This is a genomic window from Saccharopolyspora ipomoeae (assembly GCF_029952525.1).
Taxonomy (GTDB): Bacteria; Actinomycetota; Actinomycetes; order Mycobacteriales; family Pseudonocardiaceae; genus Saccharopolyspora; species Saccharopolyspora ipomoeae.
Map to the genome: position 1 here is coordinate 1 of NZ_JASAOF010000011.1, position 18,812 is coordinate 18,812.

Below are 18,812 nucleotides of genomic sequence, written 5' to 3' on the forward strand. Positions count from 1 at the left end.
CCGTTGGTTCATCGCAGCCTCCCAGACGTATCCGATGCCCTGGCCCGCGTTGTCGACGAACATCAGTTCGCGCCGGCACCGGTTTCGAGTCGCCCGCGTTTGCTCGCACAGCGGCCCAGCTGTGATGGTGGAGCTTTCCCGCTCTGACGGCACGGTCAAAAGTTCATGATTGCCAGCATGTTTCGCGATCACGCGGGCGAAAGGGGAAGAAATGCCGTGGTGGTCGGGCGCGACGACGTCCACCGTGGGCCCCGGGTGGCAGGTTCGCGATGGGGGCAGGTGAATGAGGGAGCGTTACCGGTCCGCGGGCATCAGTTGGCTCGTCCACGCGCTCGGGGTGCGCCGGAACCCGGTGCGACGTCGGGTGGACCGGCTCGTGGGCGTGGCGTTGTTCGGACTGCTCGTCGCGGCCCTGACCGTCGTGCCCGTGCTGGCGTTGTCCGCGGGCAAGGCCGAATACGCTGCGCAAAGACGTGAGGCGGCCGTGATGGCGAGCAGCCGGCACGTGGTGGACGCCGTGGTGCTCACCGACCCCGAGTTGGTCGGCTCCGAACCCGGGGGAGGCGCGAGCATGCGCGCCGATGTGGGGTGGACCGGTCACGACGGTCTCCCGCGCGCCGAGCGCGCTGAGCTCCCCACCGGCAGCCACCTGGGCAGTCGGTTCCCGCTGTGGGTCGATGCCGCAGGCCACGTGGTGCCGGCGCCGCCCGCGGAGACGACCATCCGCGTTTCCGCGGCGGGCGCTGCGGTGGGCGTGCTCGGTGTGGGGGTCCTCGGCTGCGCCGCGCTCATGAAGGCCGTTCGCTCGGTCGCCGACGCGTGGGCTCGGCGCCGTTGGGAGTGGGAGTGGGCGCAGGTCGAGCCGCAATGGTCTCGCCCCGGTCGCGGATGACCACATCCACCCGGTGCGCGGCCGGAGTGGACGCTCCTCGACGGGTACCCGGGGAGCAGGCTGCCGAGGCAACGCGAAAGGTCGAGCGAGCCGCATGAACGACATCGAGCACCTCGCCCCGGGCGACGACCGGCCGTGGTCGCCCGAAGAAGCCGCGAGCATCGCCCGCGCGGTCAACCGCGCGCCGTCGGTGCACAACACGCAACCGTGGTCGCTGTCGATGCACGACCGAGTGGTCGACCTGCACCAACGGGAAGACACCGCACCCTCCCAGCACGACCCCGAGGGGCGCGACCGCACGATCTCGTGCGGAGCTGCGCTGACCAACCTCGTCCTCGCGGTCCGCAAGCTGGGTTGGCGGGCGGACATCGCGTTCCGGGACGACCCCGAGCACCTGGCATCCGTGGCGGCGAGCAGGCGACTGGAGCCCGGCCCGGCCGAAATCCAGCGGTACGAGGCGATAGCGGACCGCGCCAGCCACCGCCGGCCCTTCGAGCCGCGCCCGGTCTCCGGTCCTGACGAGCGAGCGCTGCGCAGCGCGGCAGAGGAGCTCCCGCCCGTACGGGCTCGGTGGATCACCGGCGACGCCGAAGCGCTCCATCTGGCGCGCTTGCTGACCTACGCAGCCCGCGTCCAGCACGCCGACCAGACCTATCAGCGGGAACTGGCGAGCTGGATCGTTCAACAAGCCGATTCGAAGCCCAGCGGAGTCCCGGCGGAGGCGCTCGGGGAGCAGGGCCTCGGTGCGGTCGGGTTGGTCAGCGGCGCCACCCGGGCGCCGGACGAGGCTTGGCTGGCGGCACGCGTCGAGTCGGAATCCGTGCTGCTGCTGAGCACGCCCGAGGACGGCCTCCGTGCCCACCTCGATGCCGGTGCCGCCTTGGAGAACGCGTGGCTGGAGGCCACTCACCGCGGCTTGGGCGCCTCCGTGATGACCCAGTGCCTGCAACTCGGCGAGATCCGGCGAGGACTCGCACGAGGTGGCGGCGGGCCCGACTCGGTCCAGGTGCTGATGCGCTTCGGTCACCCGGTCGCGCCCGTTCCGCGCAGCGCGCGGCGTCCGCTGGAGGAGATCTTCGACGACGACCCGCGATAGGTCGGCACCGGCGTTGTGGCGCTCGGGTTTCGTCAGCCAGGGCCCAACGGCCCTCGACGCAGTAGCGGGTACCCCCTGACGATGGCGGAGCGGGAGCGCTCGCTGGAGGGGAAGCCCTCGGGGCGCGGTCAGATGTCGCAGGATCGTCCTGATGCGCACTGCGGAGGGGGATTGCCATGATGTTCGGCGATGGCGGCATGGGCGTGTGGGGGTTCGCGTTCATGACCGCGAACACCGTGCTGTTCTGGGTGGTGATCGTTCTGGGCATCATCGCCCTGGTCCGGTACCTCTCCCGGACGGACGCGCACGGCGGGGGATCGCAGGAGCCGACCGGCAGTGCGCAGCGCTTGCTGGCCGATCGGTTCGCGCGCGGCGAGATCGACGAGGACGAATATCAACGACGCCTTCAGGTGCTGGGCGAGCGAGCGCGACGCCGGTAGTACCGGCGAGGCGCGAGGTCTTCGATCCGTTCGAACGACGTCCCGCGCTTTCCGATCTCGGTGGTGGTTTTCGACGGCGCTCGTGGTGACGACGTGCGGATCGTCTGCTCGACGTCGCACACTCGGCGGTGCCCTTCCGCGCTGATTGAGGGGACGACCATGGGCAAGCGAGCACTCGTCGCGTACGGCTCCAGGTCCGGTGCCACCGGGGAGATCGCGGCGGAGATCGGGGCTGTCCTGTCGCGCTCCGGCTTCGACGTGAACGTGCGCCGGGCTCGGAACGTCCGCGGTGTCGAGGACTACGACCTCGTCGTCCTGGGCAGTGCCGTCTACATGGGACGGTGGTTGCGCGAAGCGCGTCGGCTGCTGAACCGCCCAGAACTTGTCGGGCGCGACGTCTGGTTGTTCAGCAGTGGACCGGTCGGTGAGCAGGCGCAGAACGGGGAGAGCGAGAAGTGGACCAAGCCGGAGCGCATCACCCGACGCGGCGAGCACATCGGCGCGCACGAGCACGTGGTGTTCGGCGGCTCGGTTTCCGAGCAGGGCGGCGGATTCCTCCGCCGGAACATGGCGAAGTCGATCGATCCGGCGTTCAGGGACCTGCGGGACTGGGATGAGATCGCGGCCTGGGCCCTCAAGATCGCTACCGCGCACGCGGACTGACCCGAGTCGGGTCGCGGTGGCCCGCCCTGCCGCCGCGCGGACGTTCCCGACCGGAGCGGCCGCGTTCACCCGCATCCGGTTGCGGAGTCGGCACGCCGCCGTACGGTCGGCGTGGACGCCGTGAGGAGCGAGGTGGCGGTATGCGGGAGGTCGTGGGGATCGACGGCTCGGAGCCCGCGCTGGAGGCCGCCCGCTGGGCAGCGGTGGACGCCCGCGTGCACCGCCGCCCGCTGCGGTTGGTGTGCGCGGTTCCTCGGGCTCCGCAGCTCGCCGAAGCGGGCTCGGGGGCGATCGTGGCCGAACGGCCGGGTTGGCTGGCGCGCGCGGTGACCGCCGCGCGCGCCGCTGCCGACGGTGTGGAGATCGAGCAGGAGCTGCGCCACGGTTCGCCCGGTGAGGTGCTGCTCGAGGAATCCCAGCGGTCGCAGCGGCTCGTCGTGGGCGCGCGAGGTCTCAACGAGTTCACCGGGGTGCGGCTCGTGCTGGGCTCCACGGCGGAACTGGTGGCCATGCGGTCGCGATGCCCGGTCGTGGTCGTCCCCGAAGCGGCCGGTCACGAGCGCCCGCGCACGGGGCCGATCATCGTGGGCGTCGACGGGTCGAAGGTGGGCGAACCCGCGCTCGCGGCGGCTTACGAGGAGGCATCGGTGCGGGCGGCGCCGCTGGTCGCCGTGCACGTGTGGAGCGATGTGGCCACCGACGGGTGGTTCGCAGCAGGAAGCGCTGACTGGGACCTGATCAGGGACGACCAGGAGCGAGTGCTCGCAGAGCGGCTCGCGGGATGGCAGGAGAAGTACCCCGACGTCGCGGTGGAACGCGTCGTCGCCCGCGATCGACCGGTCCGCTTCCTGGTCGAGCACGGTGCGCAGGCGCAGTTGCTCGTGGTGGGCAGCCGCGGACGCGGCGGCATCACCGGAATGCTGATCGGGTCCACCAGCCGTGCGCTCCTGCACTGCGCCCCGTGCCCCGTCCTGGTGGTGCGCGCTGATGAGCCGTGAGCGCACGGCGAGGGGTGCGGGGCGGTGCTCGCCCCGCTGCGGCCGGTCATGGTGAAGTGCTGCGACGTCGGCTTCATGCTGTGCTGGTCGCACCGGGGGTGAGCGATGGCCGACCTGGAACCCGAGGCACCGACCGCGGGCCGGGACTCGTTGGGAATCGCGGTGCAGCACGCGTCGAGCAAGGTGCCGATCGCCGCTCCCGGCGACTCCGTCGACGAGGTGTTCGCGGGCTTGCGCGTGCGGGAGTTCGACAGCGCGGCCGTCGTAGCCGTCTGCGATGCCGGTCGGTTGCTGGGTCTGCTGACCGTGGAGCGGCTGCTGGCGGCCCCGGAGGGCTCGCACGTCGCCGAGGTGATGGATGAGCGTCCGCCGGTGGTGGCTCCGGGAACGGATCAAGAGCGGGTGGCGTGGGAGGCGGTGCGCCACGGCGAGCCGGGCCTGGCGGTCGTCGGTCCGGGCGGACGGTTCGTCGGGGTGATCCCCCCGCACCGGTTGCTGTCGGTCCTGCTGGACGAGCACGAGCAGGACATGGCGCGGCTCGGTGGGTTCCTGGCTTCGTCGGAGTCGGCGCGCAGCGCCTCCACCGAGGGCGTGGGGCATCGGCTGTGGCACCGGTTGCCCTGGCTGCTGCTCGGGTTGGCCGGTGCGTTGTTCGCCGCGCTGATCGTGAGCGCCTTCGAGCGCCAGATGGAGCGCCAGGTGCTGATCGCGTTCTTCGTCCCCGGAGTGGTCTACCTGGCCGACGCCATCGGGACCCAGACGGAGGCGCTGATCATCCGCGGCCTGTCCGTCGGTGTGAGCATCGCTCGGGTGGCGCTCCGCGAGTTCATCACGGGTGTCCTGCTCGGTTTGCTGCTGGCGGTCTTGGCGTTTCCACTGGTGGCGGTGATCTGGGGCAACTCCGACGTGGCGCTGGCGGTGTCGGTGGCCTTGTTGGCCGCGGCGTCGGTCTCCACGCTCGTCGCGATGGTGCTGCCGTGGCTGTTCCACCGGCTGCACGAGGATCCCGCGTTCGGCTCGGGGCCGCTGGCCACCGTGGTGCAGGACCTGCTGTCGGTGAGCATCTACTTCGGGGTGGCGACCGCGCTCGCCACCTGAAGGAGGCTCGCATCATCACGGCGAACCTCCCGGCTCGTTGGCCATGAACGTTGAGCTGGTAAAGTGGTCATACCACTACGTCTTCAGGGCGGGGAGCTGCACATGAGCGTCGCGGACGACCCCTGGGTGCCGTTGCGTCAGGGATCGGTGTCCGATCTGATCGCGGAACGGATCCTCCAGGCGATCAAGTCCCAGGAGCTGAAGCCAGGGGATCGGTTGCCCTCGGAACGCGAGCTCGCGAGTCGCCTCGGTACGAGCCGGCCATCGCTGCGGGAGGCGCTGCGGTCCTTGCGGCAGAGCGGGCACGTCGACATCAAGCACGGCAGCGGCGTGTTCGTCGCGGATCCCAGCGAGTCCCACGCGCTGCGCGACGCGAAGTTCGCAGAGGAACTCACCCTCACCGAGTTGTTCGACATGCGCGAGGTGCTCGAAGTTCCCGCCACGGCGTGGGCCGCGCGCAACCAGGACCGCGAGCTGCTGGCGAAGGTGACGGAGGCGTTCCACGCCCTCGACCGCTGCGCCCGCGCAGCCGAGATCGACTGGGCCGAGCTCCGCGGGCTCGACTCCGCCTTCCACCTCCGGATCGTCGAGGCCGCGGGGAACCGCTTCCTGACCCGCACCGAGACGGTCCTGCAAGACATCCTCGCGCGCGGGATGCAGTCCACGTTGCGGTTGCCGGGCCGGCTGGAGAGGTCCCGCCGCGATCACGCGCGCATCCACGAAGCCGTGATCGCGGGTGATCCCGTCGCGGCTCGACGTGCGGCCAAAGCGCACATCGACGGGGCCCGCCGCGCCGCGCTCAAGCACCTGCGCGACGGGCTCCCGGCGGAGGAGGTGTCAGGGCAAGCGCACCGAGGGGGCGGGTGAGCCCCGGACGCCGGGATCGAGCCGCAGCAGCCGACCCGCCAGCGGCTGCTGCTCGCGTTCGGCCGCCGACAACGGGTCCAGAGCGCTCGTCACGAACAGATCGCCCAGGTCGGCGCCACCGAACGCGACGCTGGTCGGGTGCGAAACCGGCAGCGGCACAACGCGATCGAGCTGCCCGTCAGGTGCGTACCGGCGGAGCTCGCCGCCCCTGATCATGGCCACCCAGACGCCGCCCTGGGCGTCGACGGTCAACCCGTCCGGTCTGCCGGGGGAGTCCGAGACGTCGGCGAAGGTTCGACGAGCACGAGGGAGGCCCGCCTCGGTGTCGTAGTCGAAGACGTCCACGCGCAGCGTCGGCGTATCGGCGTAGTAGAGCAGCCGACCGTCCGGGCTCCAGCCCAGACCGTTGGACACGGTCACCCCGGTGACCACCGGAACCAGCCGGTCGTCGAGGCGGTAGAGGGACGCGGTGCCCGGATCCTTGTCGGCGTGCAGCGTGCCGATCAGCAGCCTGCCCCGGGGGTCGGGGCCGCCGTCGTTCAACCGCATCCTGGGATGTCGCGGCACCCCCGCGATCTCCCCGACGATCTCCGTGCCGACGACTTCCAGCAGCGCGTTGTCCCGCGCTGCGACGACGGTCCCGCGCGTGGTCGGGAACGCCGCGGCGACCTCTCCGCCCAGCACGCACCGCTCGGTGGCGCCGTCGGGGGACGAGGTCCGGTGCACCGCACCGCCCGTGATGTCCACCCACAGCAGGGTTTCGGTGCTCGCGTCCCAGAACGCTCCTTCGCCGAAGCGCGCGCGGACGTCGCCGACCGGCTCGACGGCGACCGAGCTCATGCGGTCCCTCCCGCGGCGTGCAGGAACTCGGCGGTGCGGTCCCGCAACTCCGCCGGGTCGAAGCCGCCGTCGGGCCGCGCGCCCAGCAGGTGGTGGCCAACAGCGACGCACTTCGCCCCCGCCGCCACGACCTCGGCGGCCAGCGTCGGCGTCACGCCTCCGCTGGCCATCACCTCCAGGTCCGGCATCGGGCCGCGCAGCTGACGGAGGTAGTCGGCACCGACCGCGTTGATGGGGAACACCTTGACCACGTCCGCGCCCGCGTTCCGCGCCGTCATGATCTCGGTCGGGGTGAGCGCCCCCGGCACCGAGAGCAGCCCTTCGCTGATCGTGCGGTCGACGACCTCGGCGTCGAAGTGCGGTGACACCGCGAAACGCGCCCCGGCCGCGGCCGAAGCCGCGACCTGCTCGGGAGTGCTCACCGTGCCGACTCCGATCAGCGCATCCTCCGGGAGCTCCCGGCACAGCAGTTCGATCGTCTCCATCGGACGGTCACCGGTCATGGTGACCTCGAACGAGCGCAACCCGGCTTCGTGCAGCGCCGCGCTCAGCCGGAGCGCCTGCCGCGGAGCCAGGCTGCGGTAGACCACGGTGAGCGGGCTGAGTTCGATGTCGGTCATCGGTTCCTCCCCGCGGTGACGTCGAGATCACCCGTCGGATCGTGACGGCGGCTGAGGTGCCGGCCACCGTCGACGGGGATGATCGTGCCGGTGATGAACGACGATGCGTCCGAGGCGAGGAAGGCCACCGCGTCGGCGACCTCGTCGGGGGTGCCTGCGCGGCCCAGCAGCGTGGGCGGGGCGCCGTCGTCACCCCAGCTCTTGCCGTCCAAGGTGGCCAAAGTGGACGGTGTGTTGACGACCCCCGGCGCCACCGCGTTGACCCGCACGTCCCACGGGGCCAGTTCCACGGCCAGCGCCTTCGTCGCCGCGCGCACCCCGCCCTTGCTGGCGACGTAGGGACCGTAGCCGGGCAGCGGCATGGACTCCTGGAGGCTGCAGAAGTTCACGATCGAGCCACCGGCCCTGCCCGCCGCGTGCAGTCCTCGCGCGACGGCGGTGCTCAGCACGCCCGTGGCGGTGACGTTCACCGCGAGCACGCGGGTCCAGTCGGAGAGGGACGCGTCGAGGAAACCTCCCTTCGGGGAGTAGGCCGCCGCGCAGTTGACCAGCACGTCGAAACCGGGTGCCGCCTCGGCGCGTTCGGCCAGCGCTTCGAGCTGGGTCGCGTCGGCGAGGTCGCAGGTGACCCCTTCCAGCCGTGCGGCGACCGGGTCTCCGGACCCGTCGGCGAGGTCCGCCACGGCCACGTCGCGGTCGACGCCGAGGACCGTCGCGCCGCGACGGGCCAGGTCGCGCGCCACGACCCGGCCGATCCCGGTCGCTGCCCCGGTCACGAGCGCTCGGCGTCCGCTGAGGTCGTTCATGCCTTCGTCTCCAGTTCTCGTCGTCGCTGTCACAGGTGCCGCCGGGGGATCGCGTGCCCGCGTCGTCCGCGCAGGAAGTCCAGGTCGGCCCCGGTGTCGGCCTGGCCGACGTGCTCCCGGTACAACCCGCTCCAGCCGCCTTCCCGATCGGCGGACCGCTCCTCGGTGGTGGTCTCGGCCGCGCGGCGGGCCAGCTCGGCGTCGTCGACGAGCATGTCGAGCCTGCGCGCCGCCACGTCCAGGTGCACGCGGTCGCCGGTGCGCAGCAGCGCCAGCGGGCCGCCCGCGGCGGACTCCGGAGCGACGTGCAGGACGATCGTTCCGTAGGAGGTGCCGCTCATCCGGCCATCGGTGATCCGCACCAGGTCCCGCACACCTGCGTTCAGGAGCTTCTTGGGGATCGACAGGTTGCCGATCTCGGGCATGCCCGGGTAGCCGCGCGGCCCGGCGCCGCGCACGACGAGCACCGTGTCGGCGTCCACCGGGAGATCCGGGTCGTCGCAGCGCGCGTAGTACTCCTCGACGGTGTCGAAGACCAGCGCGGTACCGGTGTGGTCGATCAGCTCCGGAGAGGCCGCCGACAGCTTGATCACCGCACCGTTCGGGGCGAGGTTGCCGGTGAGCACCGCCGTCGCCGACCCCGCGGGCTGCACCGGTTCCGCCCGCGTGCGGATCACCTCCGCGTTCCAGTTCTGAGCTCCGGCGCAGTTCTCGGCGAGGCTCCGGCCGGTGATCGTGCGGGCGTCGCCGTGGAGCTGGTCGGCCAGCTCGGTCACCACAGCCGGCACGCCGCCCGCGTAGCTGAACTCCTCCATGAGGAAACGACCGGACGGCAGCAGGTCGACCAGCAGCGGGATGTCGCGGGCCTGCCGGTCGAACTCCTCCAGCGGGAAGTCGACCTCGGCGCGCCCGGCCAGCGCGCTCAGGTGCACGATGGCGTTGGTGGAGCCGCCGATCGCGGCGTTGAGCCGCGCCGCGTTCTCGAACGACCGCCGGTCCAGGACCGTCGAGGGTCGCAGGTCCTCCTCCACCATGGACACGATCCGGTGGCCCGACTGCTCGGCGAGCGCGGAGCGGCCCGCGTCCACGGCGGGCACCGCCGCGCTGCCTGGTAGCGACAGGCCCATGACCTCCACGAGGCAGGCCATCGTGGAGGCCGTGCCCATGGTCGTGCAGTGCCCGGCGCTGCGGGACAGGCACGCCTCGGCCTGTCCGAACTCGGCGCGGCTCATCCGTCCCGCCCGGACCTCCTCGGCGAACTGCCACACGTGCGTGCCGGAACCTGCGTCGGCGCCCCGGAACTTGCCGTTGAGCATCGGCCCGCCGGTCAGCATGATCGCCGGGAGGTCGGCGCTGAGCGCGCCCATGAGCTGAGCGGGAACGGTCTTGTCGCAGCCCGCGAGCAGCACCACGCCGTCCAGCGGGTACGAGCGGAGGTTCTCCTCGACCTCCATCGCCATCAGGTTGCGGTAGAGCATCGCCGACGGACGCATCAGCGTTTCGCCCAGCGACATCGTCGGGAACTCCAGCGGGAAGCCACCGGCCAGCAGCACGCCGCGCTTGACGGCCTCGGCCACGTCGCGCAAGTGCCGGTTGCAGGGCGTGAGCTCCGACCAGCTGTTGCAGATCCCGATGACGGGCCTGCCGTCGAACATCTCCGGTGAACGGCCCGAGTTGTACAGCTTGGACCGGTGGACGAAGCCCATCTTGCCTTCGGCGCCGAACCAGGAGGTGCTGCGTCGTGCGGGTTCGGGCGATGTCATGACCGTGCCTCCTGCGGGGTGTGGCGGACCAGGCTCAACTGCATCGACGAGCCGGTGGCGAGGTGGTCGCCGTTCACCTCGACGGTGAACGGGCGGGAGTGGAAGTCGAGCAACGTGGCGGGCGTGGGCACGTCGCCGTAGGCGTGCAGTTCCCACGGGGCGTCGAGCAGGTCGTCGGTGTTGTGGACGTGCTCGTCCACCGCCAACCTCGGGAGCAGCGCCCCGTCGCGGACCAGAACCGGGATGCGTTCCAGCGGAACGGTTTCCTCGTGCATCGCCGGGCCTTCGTACCGATCGCCGGTCACGAGGTCCGTCCACCCGCCGCGCGGGACGTAGAAGCGACGCCGCACCGGCTCGCCGCCGTCGTCGAAGACCGGGACGACGAGCAGGTCCGAGCCGAGCAGGAACGCGTCGTCGCACGTCGTGGCGAGGTCGTCGTCGGGGAACTCCAGGGCCAGCGGGCGCAGCATCGGCCAGCCGTGCGCGGCGGATTCGTGCGCGGCCTGCCACAGGTAGGGCAGCAGCGAGTAGCGCAGCCGGATCCACTCGCGCGCGATGCCCGAGGCGTGCTCGCCGAACTCCCACGGCTCGCGCGGACGAAGTCCGTGAGCGCGCATGAGGGGGGAGAGCGCGCCGAACTGAGTCCAGCGCACGTAGAGCTCGGGCGTGAGCTCGGGGCCGAAGAAACCCCCGATGTCGTGCCCCCACATGCCGGGCATGCTCATGGCGTGCGACAGGCCGCCGCGCAGCGTCGCGCGCATGCCCGACACCGTGGACTCCGCGTCTCCGCCCCACTGCGCGGGGTAGCGGTGCGATCCGGCCCAGCCGGAGCGACCCCACACCAGGGGTGCGCGACCGGTCCGCTCGGCGATGGCCTCGCTCACCGCACCGTTGTAGCGCAGCGGGTACAGGTTGTGCGCGTGCTCGGCTCCGGTTCCGTCGGCGAGCCGGACGTCGTCGGGCAGGCCCTCGCCGAAGTCGGTCTTGAACACGGCGACGCCGTCGTCGAGGAACGGCCCGTGCAGGTCCTGCCACCAGCGGCGGGCCTCGGGCGAGGTGAAGTCCACCAGCGCCCGAGGTCGTCCGTCGGGGACGGGCGTGCCCGCGATCGTCGCGATCTCCCCGTCGGCGTCGGTCACCAGGTAGCCGCGTTCGGCGGCCTCGGCGTAGCGGGGCGATGCCGGATCGAGGTAGGGCAGTTCCCAGACCGAGAGCCGCAGGCCGAGGCGCTCCAGCGCGGCGACGAACTCCGCCCGATCGCCGAAGCGGTCGGTGTTCCAGATGAAGTCGCAGTTGAGCCGGTCCACGACGAGCCAGTCGGGGTCCAGGTGCAGGATGTCGCACGGGATGCTCAGCTCCCGCAGCGTGCGGCCGACTTCCTCCATCTGAGCGGCGGAGTGGTACCTGCAGCGGCCGAGCCAGTACCCGAACGCCCACACCGGCGGGACCGCGCCACGCCCGGTCAGCCGTGTGTAGGTCGTCAGCGCCTGCTTGGGCTCGGGGCCCGCGATCAGGTAGAGGTCCAGCTCGCCGCATTCGGCCTCGATGCCGAACACGCCGTTGCGGGAGTGGCCGACGTCGGCGTGGACGACGGCCCCGGTGTTGACCAGCGCGAGGTAGCCGGCCGTGGAGTACCAGACGGGGGCCGGCTTGTAGGCCATGCCGGTCCCGGTGCCGAGCGCGTCCTCGACGCGCAGGCGCAGTCGCTGCCCGTTCTTGACCGAGCGGCCGAACTGCTCGCCGAAGCCGAGGATCTCCTCGTCGGGGCCGAGTTCGAGGTTGACGGCGGTCGTGTCACCGACGGTCGCGGCGGGGGCGATGGGCAGCCCGGCGACCTGGCGGAGCTTCCCGGCGGTGCTGATCAGCGTGGCGCCCGTGGTGGTGTCTCGGACTTCCAGCGAGAAGGGGCGCCGACCGAGCGTGACGCGCAGTCGGCCACCGGTCACGATGATGGTGTGCTCGTCCTCCTCGACCGTCGTGCTGGTCTCGGCGTACTCGGGGGCGACGAGGATGCCGTGTTCGGTTCCGGTCGGCGCCGAACGCGGTGCGTCGGCCGCCCCGATCGTGATGCGCACGGCCTCGGGGCCGGCCCAGCGGACGTCCACCGCGACGTCTCGGGTGCGCAGGGGAGGGGTGTCGAGCTCGGGGAGGTTCGGCATGGTCGTCTCGATGCCCTGCTCGGCGAGCGTTTCGCCGGTGAGGAAACCGAAACCGTCGGCTCCCGGTCGGTGGAGAACGGCGCGCACTCGCGCGGTCACGCCGGATCCGGCGGTCGTGTCGGGGTGCGTTCTCACCTCCTCGACCTCGCGCAACATGTACCGCTCCGTCAACGCTGACATCTCTTCTCCCATGTCGACCGCGACCTTGACGCGGTGTCCCGCCTAGCTTAACTTCTGGCAAGAGGTCTTACCACTTCCCCCATGCAAAGGAAACCCCATGACAGGCAACGCCGCCGTCGTGCTCCGGAAACCGGACGACGTCCTGCGCCTGATCGACACAGGCCGGATCCGTCCCAAGAACCCCGGTCTGGTCAAGATCGTCGCGCTCGGCAGCATCTTCGTGGACGGCTGGGACTTGAGCAGCTTCGGTCTCGGCACCGTGCAGATCACCTCGGAGTTCAACCTCACGAACTCGGGGCTGAGCCTGCACTCGCTGCCGGTCATCTCGATGATCATCCTGCTCGGCGCGATGTTCGGCGGGCTCTTCGGTGGCTACCTCACCGACCGGGTCGGCCGCACCAAGATGCTGCTGATCACGCTGTTCCTGCTGGTCGGTGCCACGGTGCTGGCGGCGACGGCGCCCACCCCGGAACTGTTCTGCCTCTGGCGATTCCTGATGGGCGTCGGCGTCGGGCTCGACGTGCCCGTCGCGCTGGCGTTCGTCGCCGAGTACAGCGCGATCTCCAACAAGGGCCGCAACGTCACGATGGCCCAGGTGATGTCCACGGCTGCGGCTGCGGTCGCCTTCTTCGTGATCATCCCGTTCCACTTCATCGGCGTCGGCGAGGAGCTGTGGCGGTGGTCGATCGGCCTGGGCGCCATCCCCGCGCTCATCGTGCTGATCCTCCGGTTCATCTACACCGCCGAATCCCCGATGTGGGCGGCGAAGTACGAAGGTCTGGAGAAGGCCGCGGAAATCCTCCGCAAGAACTACGACCTCGAGGTCACCGTGGAGGAGGAGCGCCGCGTCGCGGCTCCGCAGGAGGAGCGGTCCCGCGCCGGCAGCCTGCTCGCGCTGTTCCGGCCGCCCTACACCGCGCGGACCATCCTGGTCAGCATTCTCGTGGTCTGCCAGGCAGCGCAGTACTACGCGATCTCGCTGTACATGCCGAAGATCTTCAAGTCCTTGTTCCCGGATGACATCGTGCTGGTGCTGGTTCTCTCCGGACTGGTCAACGTCATCGGCGCGATCGGTGCGCTCGGCTGCGTGGCCGGCACCCAGCGACTGGGGCTTCGACGACTCGGTCTGATCGGGTTCTCCATCACCGCAGGATGTTTGGCGATCATCAGCGGCGCCTTCAACGTTCTCGCCGCCTCGATCGCGGTGGTCCTGATCGCGCTGTTCTCGGCCGCGCACAACTTCGGCGCGGGCTACGTCGGCACCGCGATGGGAACGCTGTCCTACCCGACCGCCATCCGAGGGATCGGCGGCGGGTACACGCAGGCGATCACCCGGGTCGGCGGCATGATCGGAGCCTTCGCCTTCCCGGTCCTGCTCGAGGCGCAGGGCATGCGCTTCACGATCGGAGCGATCGTGCTCGCCCCGCTCGTCGCGATCGTCGCGCTGATGGTCATCCGCTGGGACCCCGTGGGCAAGGACGTCGAAGAACACGGCGACGGGGACGAGCACGACCTCGACGAGATCGGTGCGAACTCCTCGCCGAGAACGAGCTGAGCCGGTGGGAGCCCCCGCGTGGCGGAGGGCTCCCACCTCCCCGAACCGCCTGCCCTGACGGAACCCGTCCCGGGCCGAACCGGAGGACGTCCGGCCGCGAAGGTCCTCCCGCAGCACCCATCACAGGAGAAGAACGAATGCCTACCCAGCCCACGGTCCTGATCGACGGCCGATGGACCTCGCGCGAGTCCGCCCTTGCTGTCCGCAACCCGGCCGATGGCAGCCTCGTCGGCCGTCTGGACTGGACGGACGCCGAGCAGGCGGCCGCGGACGCCACCGCGGCGGCCGAGGCGGCGGCCACCGCCTTCGCCGGCTGGGCCGGCACCGGAGTCCGGGAGCGGTGCCGTCTGCTCTCGGCCGCGGCGGACCTCATCGAGGAGCGCGCTGACTTCCTCGCCGACCTGCTCGCCCGCGAGGCGGGCAAGCGACTTCCCGAGGCGCGCGGCGAGATCGCGTTCTCGGTGGAGTACTTCCGCTGGTTCGCCGAGCAGGCGAGGCGGCCGCACGGGGCCGTGGTCCAGGAGGAGAGGGCGGTGCGGCGGCACCTGGTGCGCCGCAAACCGGCCGGGGTGGTGGCGAGCCTGACGCCCTGGAACTTCCCGTGCTCGATCCAGGCCCGGAAGCTCGCGCCCGCGCTCGCCGCGGGCTGCACGGTGGTGGCGCGCGTGTCGGAGAAGGCGCCCCTCGCGGTCACCGAGATGATCCGGTGCCTCACCGACGCCGGGCTGCCCCCGGGTGCGGTCAACCTCGTGCACGGACCCGCCGCGGAGATCACGGAGGCGCTGCTCGCACACCGCGCGGTGCGCGTCGTCTCGTTCACCGGCTCCACGGAGGTCGGACGGCTCATCATGCGGCAGGCGTCGAACCGGATCGTACGGCCCTTGCTGGAACTCGGTGGGAACGCGCCCTTCCTCGTCCTCGACGACGCCGATGTGGACGCCGCCGTCGAGGGCGCGATGCTGGCCCGCTTCCGCAACACCGGCCAGTCCTGCATCGCGGCGAACCGCTTCTTGGTCCAGGACGGCGTGCACGACGAGTTCGTGGCCGCGTTCGCGGCCAGGATCAAGGCGATGACGGTCGGCGACGGCACGGCCGACCCGTGCCCCGACCTCGGCCCCGTGATCGACGACGAGCGGGCAGCGGCCGTTCGCGGCTTGGTGGACGAAGCGGTGGCAGCGGGTGCCCAGGTCCACGGCGGCGAGCAGCGACTCCCGGAGGCCGGTAGCTACGTCGCGCCGTGCGTGCTCACGGAAGTGCCGCAGGACGTCGGCCTGGCGGCGGAGGAGGTGTTCGGACCGGTGGCGGGAATCTTCCGGTTCTCCACCGTCGAGGAGGCGCTGACCACCGCGAACGCCACCGAGATGGGACTCGCGGGTTATGTCTACTCCGGTGACCTCGGCCGCGGGTGGCGGATCGGCGAGCAGCTGGACGTGGGCATCCTCGGCGTCAACGAGCCGCTGCCCAGCGTCGCCTTCGCGCCGATGGGCGGCGTCAAGCAGTCGGGCCTCGGTAGGGAGGGCGCCGACGTCGGACTCGAGGAGTTCACCGAGGTCCAGTACGCAGCGCTGACGCTGTGAGCGCGGCAACGGCGGTCCTCCTGGCCATCCCGGTGCTGATCGGAGCCCTCACGCAGCGCACTACGGGTCTCGGCTTCGGGTTGGTCGGGGGGCCGCTGATGGTCGCGGCCGCCGGCCCGCACGTCGGGGTGAGCATGTCGAACGCCCTGTCGATGGTGCTGTGCGGGGCCGTGCTGGCCCGGACCTGGCGGGACACCCACTGGCGTGCCGTGCTGCTGCTGGCGCTGCCCGCGATGGCGGCGATTCCGCTCGGCGCGTTCGTGGCAGCGGTCGCGCCGACCGGGCCGTTGCTCGTGCTGATCGGGTCGATGGTGATCGTCGCGGTGGTCGCCACGGTGCTGGCCGGGCGGCAGAGGCTATTGCGGGGTGTGCCGGGTGCGGTGATCGCCGGAGCGATTTCGGGCTTCATGAGCGTGACCGCCGGGGTCGGAGGGCCGATGGTGTCGGTGTACGCGCTCTCCGAGCAGTGGGCTCGACGCGTGCTCATCCCGACCGCGCAGGCGTACCTGCTCATGGTGAACCTCGGTTCCCTGGTGTCGAAGGGAATTCCGGAGGTGTCCCCGCTCGGCTGGCTGTGCTGCGGCGCGGCGCTGGTGATCGGCGCGATCGCGGGGGAGCGGCTGGACGAGCGGATCGCGCCGAAGACGGGACGCCGGTTGATCATCGGCGTCGCCTTGATCGGCGGCGCCGCCGCAGTGGTCAGGGGCATCGCGACGATGCTGTGAGCGCGGTCGGCAGGGTGAGCTCCGGGAGCGATCCCGGGGTGGTCCGGCAACACGGAGCAGGTCGGTTGTGGGGTTCGACAAACGGCGCGGGTCGGTGTGCTGGTGTGCGTTCGCCCTGGCTTCCTAGCGTTGGTGTCGCTGATGCCGGGCCCGGACTCCGGTGCGGGCGAGTCGACCGACGGGGTGCCGATGAGCTGGGACTTCTCCACCGAACCGGAGTTTGCCGCGAAGCTGGACTGGGCGCGCGAGTTCGTCCGCGACGAGATCTACCCGCTGGAGGTGCTCGACCTCGACCACGCCGAGTTCCGCCGGCTCGCCGCGCCGCTGCAGCAGCGGGTCAAGGAGCAGGGGCTGTGGGCCGCGCACCTGGGACCGGAGCTGGGCGGTCAGGGGTACGGGCAGCTGCGGCTCGGTCTGCTGCACGAGATCCTGGGGACCAGCGAGCTCGCGCCGTTCGCGTTCGGGTGCCAGGCGCCGGACTCCGGCAACATCGAGCTACTCGCGCTGGCCGGAACCCCCGAGCAGAAGGCGCGCTGGATGCGCCCGCTGCTGGACGGTGAGGTGCTCAGCGCGTTCTCGATGACCGAGCAGGGCACCGGCTCGGATCCCCGGCAGTTCACCACCACCGCGCGGCTGGTCGACGGCCAGTGGGTCCTCAACGGCGGGAAGTGGTTCGTGGGCAACGCGTCCCGGGCGGACTTCCACATCGTGATGGCGGTGACCGAGCCGGATGCTCCCGCGCGGGCGCGCATGTCGATGCTGATCGTGCCCACCGACGCCGAGGGCATCGAGACTCGCGAGATCGGCCTGATGAACGATCCGGACCACAAGCACCCGGTGTGGTCGCACTGCGAGGTGTCCTACCGCGACGTCCGGGTCCCCGCGGAGAACCTGCTCGGTGATCGCGGGGAGGCGTTCACGCTGGCGCAGAAGCGGCTCGGACCCGGCCGGATCCACCACTGCATGCGGTGGATCGGGGTGTGCCGCCGAGCCTTCGACATGCTCTGCGAGCGGGCCGTGAGCATCGACGTGCACGGCGGGCCGCTGGCCGACAAGCAGACCGTCCAGAACTGGGTGGCCGACTGCGCGGCGGCAATCGAGTCCGCGCGCCTGCTCACGCTCCACGCCGCGTGGAAGATCGACCAGGTCGGCGCCTCCGCGGCGCGCACCGAGATCGCGATGATCAAGTACCACGGGGCCGCCGTGCTGCACGACGTGATCGACAAGGCCGTCCAGGTGCACGGCTCGCTCGGGTTCTCCACCGACATGCCGCTCGAGCAGATGTACCGGTGGGCGCGTGCCGCGCGGATCTACGACGGCCCGGATGAGGTCCACCGCGTGTCGGTGGCTCGCCGACTGCTGCGGGAGTACAGCCCGACACCGACGCCCAGCGAGCACGTCCCGACCCGGCGGGCGAGCGCGCTCGAACGGTTCCGGGAGCAGCTCGACGTGGCTGCGGTGCTGCGATGAGCACCGAGAGCCGCACCGTCGAACCGGCGCTGGCGCACTGGCTGTCCGACCACCTCGATCGGCCCGGTCCCTGGGAGCTCCGTCGGCTGACCGGGGGCAACTCCAACGAGACCTGCCTGCTGCGCAACACCGACACCGAGTTCGTGCTGCGCAGGCCACCGCGGCACGCGTTGTCGGCCTCCGCGCACAGCGTCGCGCGGGAGCACCGGCTGCTCGCCGCCTTGCAGGACACCGCCGTACCGGTCCCGAGGGCCTTCGCGCTGTGCGAGGACCCCGGAGTTCCCTCGGCACCGTTCCTGCTGATGGAGCACATCCCGGGAGCGGTGGCGATCACCGACGAGCTCCCCGCCGCCTACGGCGCGGACCCGAACTCGCTGACCGCGGTGGCCGACGAGATCGTGGACGCGCTCGCCGCGATCCACCTCCTGGATTGGCGGGCCGCCGGTCTGGAGGGCTTCGGCCGTCCCGAGGGGTTCCTGGAGCGGCAGGTGCAGCGCTGGTACCGGCAGTGGCAGAAGATCGAGCGGCGTCCGCTGCCCGCGATGCCCCGGCTGGCCGCGTGGTTGGAGGAGCACCGGCCGGAAGCGGGTCGCCCCGCGCTGATGCACGGCGACTTCCACCTGGACAACTGCCTGTTCTCCGCTGCCGAGCCGCGCGCGCTGGCGGTGATCGATTGGGAGACCGCCACGATCGGGGACCCGCTCATGGACCTGGGCCTGCTGGTGGCGTTCTGGGGTGAGCGCGAGCTCGCGCACCCCGGGATGCCCGGGGTGCAAGCGGTATCCAGGGCACCCGGCGCTCCGACCGGCGAACACCTGCTGGACCGGTACGCGCAGGTCACCGGCACGTCCGTGCGGCACATCGACTACTACCGCTGCCTGGCGCTGTTCAAGCTGGCCGCGATCACCGAGGCCGCGCACACCCAGTACCTGGACGGCGAGCTGCGCACCGAGTACGCCGCGGCGCTGGAGCACGACGTCCCCGCGCTGCTCGCGGAGGCCTGCGCGATCGCCGGGCTCCGCCGCTGAGCCCGTTTGGGGAGAACCACAAACAGCCGGGTGCT

The 18,812-nt window shown here is 71.2% G+C and carries 18 protein-coding genes; 12 read left to right on the forward strand and 6 right to left on the reverse strand.

All coding sequences use genetic code 11. The annotated features are described in order from the left end of the window. Positions 1 to 243: hypothetical protein (locus tag QFW96_RS17710; RefSeq protein ID WP_281456788.1), on the reverse strand; the 243-nt coding region annotated here is incomplete at its 3' end. A gap of 40 nt (positions 244 to 283) precedes the next feature. On the opposite strand from QFW96_RS17710, the gene QFW96_RS17715 reads away from it, so the two are divergent. From QFW96_RS17715 to QFW96_RS17745, 7 genes are all read left to right on the forward strand, one after another. Further along, positions 284 to 892 (forward strand): Rv1733c family protein, encoded by a 609-nt coding sequence (locus tag QFW96_RS17715; RefSeq protein WP_281456789.1) that lies wholly within the window; start codon positions 284 to 286, stop codon positions 890 to 892. Positions 893 to 986: 94 nt separating this feature from the next. Continuing rightward, entirely contained in the window at positions 987 to 1,988 is a 1,002-nt protein-coding gene (locus tag QFW96_RS17720) for an Acg family FMN-binding oxidoreductase (RefSeq protein ID WP_281456790.1), read from the forward strand. A gap of 176 nt (positions 1,989 to 2,164) precedes the next feature. Further along, positions 2,165 to 2,428: an SHOCT domain-containing protein gene (locus tag QFW96_RS17725; RefSeq protein ID WP_281456791.1), complete on the forward strand. Its 264-nt coding sequence runs from the start codon at positions 2,165 to 2,167 to the stop codon at positions 2,426 to 2,428. Between the two features lie 159 nt (positions 2,429 to 2,587). After that, entirely contained in the window at positions 2,588 to 3,091 is a 504-nt protein-coding gene (locus QFW96_RS17730) for a flavodoxin domain-containing protein (RefSeq protein ID WP_281456792.1), read from the forward strand. 140 nt (positions 3,092 to 3,231) lie between these two features. Then, positions 3,232 to 4,089 (forward strand): universal stress protein, encoded by an 858-nt coding sequence (locus QFW96_RS17735; RefSeq protein WP_281456793.1) that lies wholly within the window; start codon positions 3,232 to 3,234, stop codon positions 4,087 to 4,089. 105 nt (positions 4,090 to 4,194) lie between these two features. Further along, positions 4,195 to 5,187, forward strand: coding sequence for a magnesium transporter (locus QFW96_RS17740; protein WP_281456794.1), 993 nt, complete (start codon positions 4,195 to 4,197; stop codon positions 5,185 to 5,187). 102 nt (positions 5,188 to 5,289) lie between these two features. Further along, positions 5,290 to 6,054, forward strand: coding sequence for a FadR/GntR family transcriptional regulator (locus tag QFW96_RS17745; RefSeq protein WP_281456795.1), 765 nt, complete (start codon positions 5,290 to 5,292; stop codon positions 6,052 to 6,054). Here the strand turns inward: QFW96_RS17745 and QFW96_RS17750 are convergent. Genes QFW96_RS17750 through QFW96_RS17770 form a run of 5 tightly spaced genes read right to left on the reverse strand, consistent with a single transcriptional unit; the run spans position 6,025 to position 12,422 of the window. Next, entirely contained in the window at positions 6,025 to 6,894 is an 870-nt protein-coding gene (locus tag QFW96_RS17750; RefSeq protein WP_281456796.1) for an SMP-30/gluconolactonase/LRE family protein, read from the reverse strand. The two genes, QFW96_RS17745 and QFW96_RS17750, sit on opposite strands and share 30 nt — an antisense overlap. Then, positions 6,891 to 7,514: a bifunctional 4-hydroxy-2-oxoglutarate aldolase/2-dehydro-3-deoxy-phosphogluconate aldolase gene (locus QFW96_RS17755; RefSeq protein WP_281456797.1), complete on the reverse strand. Its 624-nt coding sequence runs from the start codon at positions 7,512 to 7,514 to the stop codon at positions 6,891 to 6,893. Before QFW96_RS17755 ends, QFW96_RS17750 begins: the two co-directional genes overlap by 4 nt. Then, positions 7,511 to 8,320: an SDR family NAD(P)-dependent oxidoreductase gene (locus tag QFW96_RS17760; RefSeq protein WP_281456798.1), complete on the reverse strand. Its 810-nt coding sequence runs from the start codon at positions 8,318 to 8,320 to the stop codon at positions 7,511 to 7,513. Before QFW96_RS17760 ends, QFW96_RS17755 begins: the two co-directional genes overlap by 4 nt. Positions 8,321 to 8,349: 29 nt before the next feature. Further along, complete coding sequence (locus QFW96_RS17765) at positions 8,350 to 10,083, reverse strand: IlvD/Edd family dehydratase (protein ID WP_281456799.1); 1,734 nt, start codon at positions 10,081 to 10,083, stop codon at positions 8,350 to 8,352. Continuing rightward, the gene (locus tag QFW96_RS17770) at positions 10,080 to 12,422 is read right to left on the reverse strand and encodes a glycoside hydrolase family 31 protein (protein ID WP_281456800.1); all 2,343 of its coding nucleotides are present in this window, start codon (positions 12,420 to 12,422) and stop codon (positions 10,080 to 10,082) included. The genes QFW96_RS17765 and QFW96_RS17770 overlap by 4 nt, the downstream gene beginning before the upstream one ends. A 97-nt stretch (positions 12,423 to 12,519) precedes the next feature. Here QFW96_RS17770 and QFW96_RS17775 point away from each other — a divergent pair, with 97 nt between their 5' ends. The 5 genes from QFW96_RS17775 to QFW96_RS17795 all read left to right on the forward strand — a co-directional run bounded on the left by QFW96_RS17775 (position 12,520) and on the right by QFW96_RS17795 (position 18,777). After that, a complete protein-coding gene (locus tag QFW96_RS17775) occupies positions 12,520 to 13,977 on the forward strand; it encodes an MFS transporter (RefSeq protein ID WP_281456801.1) in 1,458 nt (485 codons plus the stop codon). Between the two features lie 137 nt (positions 13,978 to 14,114). Further along, entirely contained in the window at positions 14,115 to 15,554 is a 1,440-nt protein-coding gene (locus tag QFW96_RS17780; RefSeq protein ID WP_281456802.1) for an NAD-dependent succinate-semialdehyde dehydrogenase, read from the forward strand. Continuing rightward, on the forward strand, positions 15,551 to 16,279 hold the full coding sequence (locus QFW96_RS17785; RefSeq protein ID WP_281456803.1) for a TSUP family transporter: 729 nt from the start codon (positions 15,551 to 15,553) through the stop codon (positions 16,277 to 16,279). The genes QFW96_RS17780 and QFW96_RS17785 overlap by 4 nt, the downstream gene beginning before the upstream one ends. A 141-nt stretch (positions 16,280 to 16,420) precedes the next feature. Further along, a complete protein-coding gene (locus QFW96_RS17790) occupies positions 16,421 to 17,749 on the forward strand; it encodes an acyl-CoA dehydrogenase family protein (protein WP_281456935.1) in 1,329 nt (442 codons plus the stop codon). Further along, positions 17,746 to 18,777 (forward strand): phosphotransferase family protein, encoded by a 1,032-nt coding sequence (locus tag QFW96_RS17795; RefSeq protein WP_281456804.1) that lies wholly within the window; start codon positions 17,746 to 17,748, stop codon positions 18,775 to 18,777. The genes QFW96_RS17790 and QFW96_RS17795 overlap by 4 nt, the downstream gene beginning before the upstream one ends. Positions 18,778 to 18,812 lie beyond the last annotated feature (35 nt).

What these genes read in the sequence shown, in the direction of transcription:
- QFW96_RS17790 (WP_281456935.1), top strand. Translation starts at nt 16,421, where the DNA reads ATGCCGGGCCCGGACTCCGGTGCGGGCGAGTCGACCGACGGGGTGCCG.
- QFW96_RS17780 (WP_281456802.1), top strand. Translation starts at nt 14,115, where the DNA reads ATGCCTACCCAGCCCACGGTCCTGATCGACGGCCGATGGACCTCGCGC.
- QFW96_RS17715 (WP_281456789.1), top strand. Translation starts at nt 284, where the DNA reads ATGAGGGAGCGTTACCGGTCCGCGGGCATCAGTTGGCTCGTCCACGCG.
- QFW96_RS17730 (WP_281456792.1), top strand. Translation starts at nt 2,588, where the DNA reads ATGGGCAAGCGAGCACTCGTCGCGTACGGCTCCAGGTCCGGTGCCACC.
- QFW96_RS17760 (WP_281456798.1), bottom strand. Translation starts at nt 8,320, where the DNA reads ATGAACGACCTCAGCGGACGCCGAGCGCTCGTGACCGGGGCAGCGACC.
- QFW96_RS17745 (WP_281456795.1), top strand. Translation starts at nt 5,290, where the DNA reads ATGAGCGTCGCGGACGACCCCTGGGTGCCGTTGCGTCAGGGATCGGTG.
- QFW96_RS17795 (WP_281456804.1), top strand. Translation starts at nt 17,746, where the DNA reads ATGAGCACCGAGAGCCGCACCGTCGAACCGGCGCTGGCGCACTGGCTG.
- QFW96_RS17720 (WP_281456790.1), top strand. Translation starts at nt 987, where the DNA reads ATGAACGACATCGAGCACCTCGCCCCGGGCGACGACCGGCCGTGGTCG.
- QFW96_RS17775 (WP_281456801.1), top strand. Translation starts at nt 12,520, where the DNA reads ATGACAGGCAACGCCGCCGTCGTGCTCCGGAAACCGGACGACGTCCTG.
- QFW96_RS17770 (WP_281456800.1), bottom strand. Translation starts at nt 12,422, where the DNA reads ATGTCAGCGTTGACGGAGCGGTACATGTTGCGCGAGGTCGAGGAGGTG.
- QFW96_RS17750 (WP_281456796.1), bottom strand. Translation starts at nt 6,894, where the DNA reads ATGAGCTCGGTCGCCGTCGAGCCGGTCGGCGACGTCCGCGCGCGCTTC.
- QFW96_RS17735 (WP_281456793.1), top strand. Translation starts at nt 3,232, where the DNA reads ATGCGGGAGGTCGTGGGGATCGACGGCTCGGAGCCCGCGCTGGAGGCC.
- QFW96_RS17765 (WP_281456799.1), bottom strand. Translation starts at nt 10,083, where the DNA reads ATGACATCGCCCGAACCCGCACGACGCAGCACCTCCTGGTTCGGCGCC.
- QFW96_RS17740 (WP_281456794.1), top strand. Translation starts at nt 4,195, where the DNA reads ATGGCCGACCTGGAACCCGAGGCACCGACCGCGGGCCGGGACTCGTTG.
- QFW96_RS17755 (WP_281456797.1), bottom strand. Translation starts at nt 7,514, where the DNA reads ATGACCGACATCGAACTCAGCCCGCTCACCGTGGTCTACCGCAGCCTG.
- QFW96_RS17725 (WP_281456791.1), top strand. Translation starts at nt 2,165, where the DNA reads ATGATGTTCGGCGATGGCGGCATGGGCGTGTGGGGGTTCGCGTTCATG.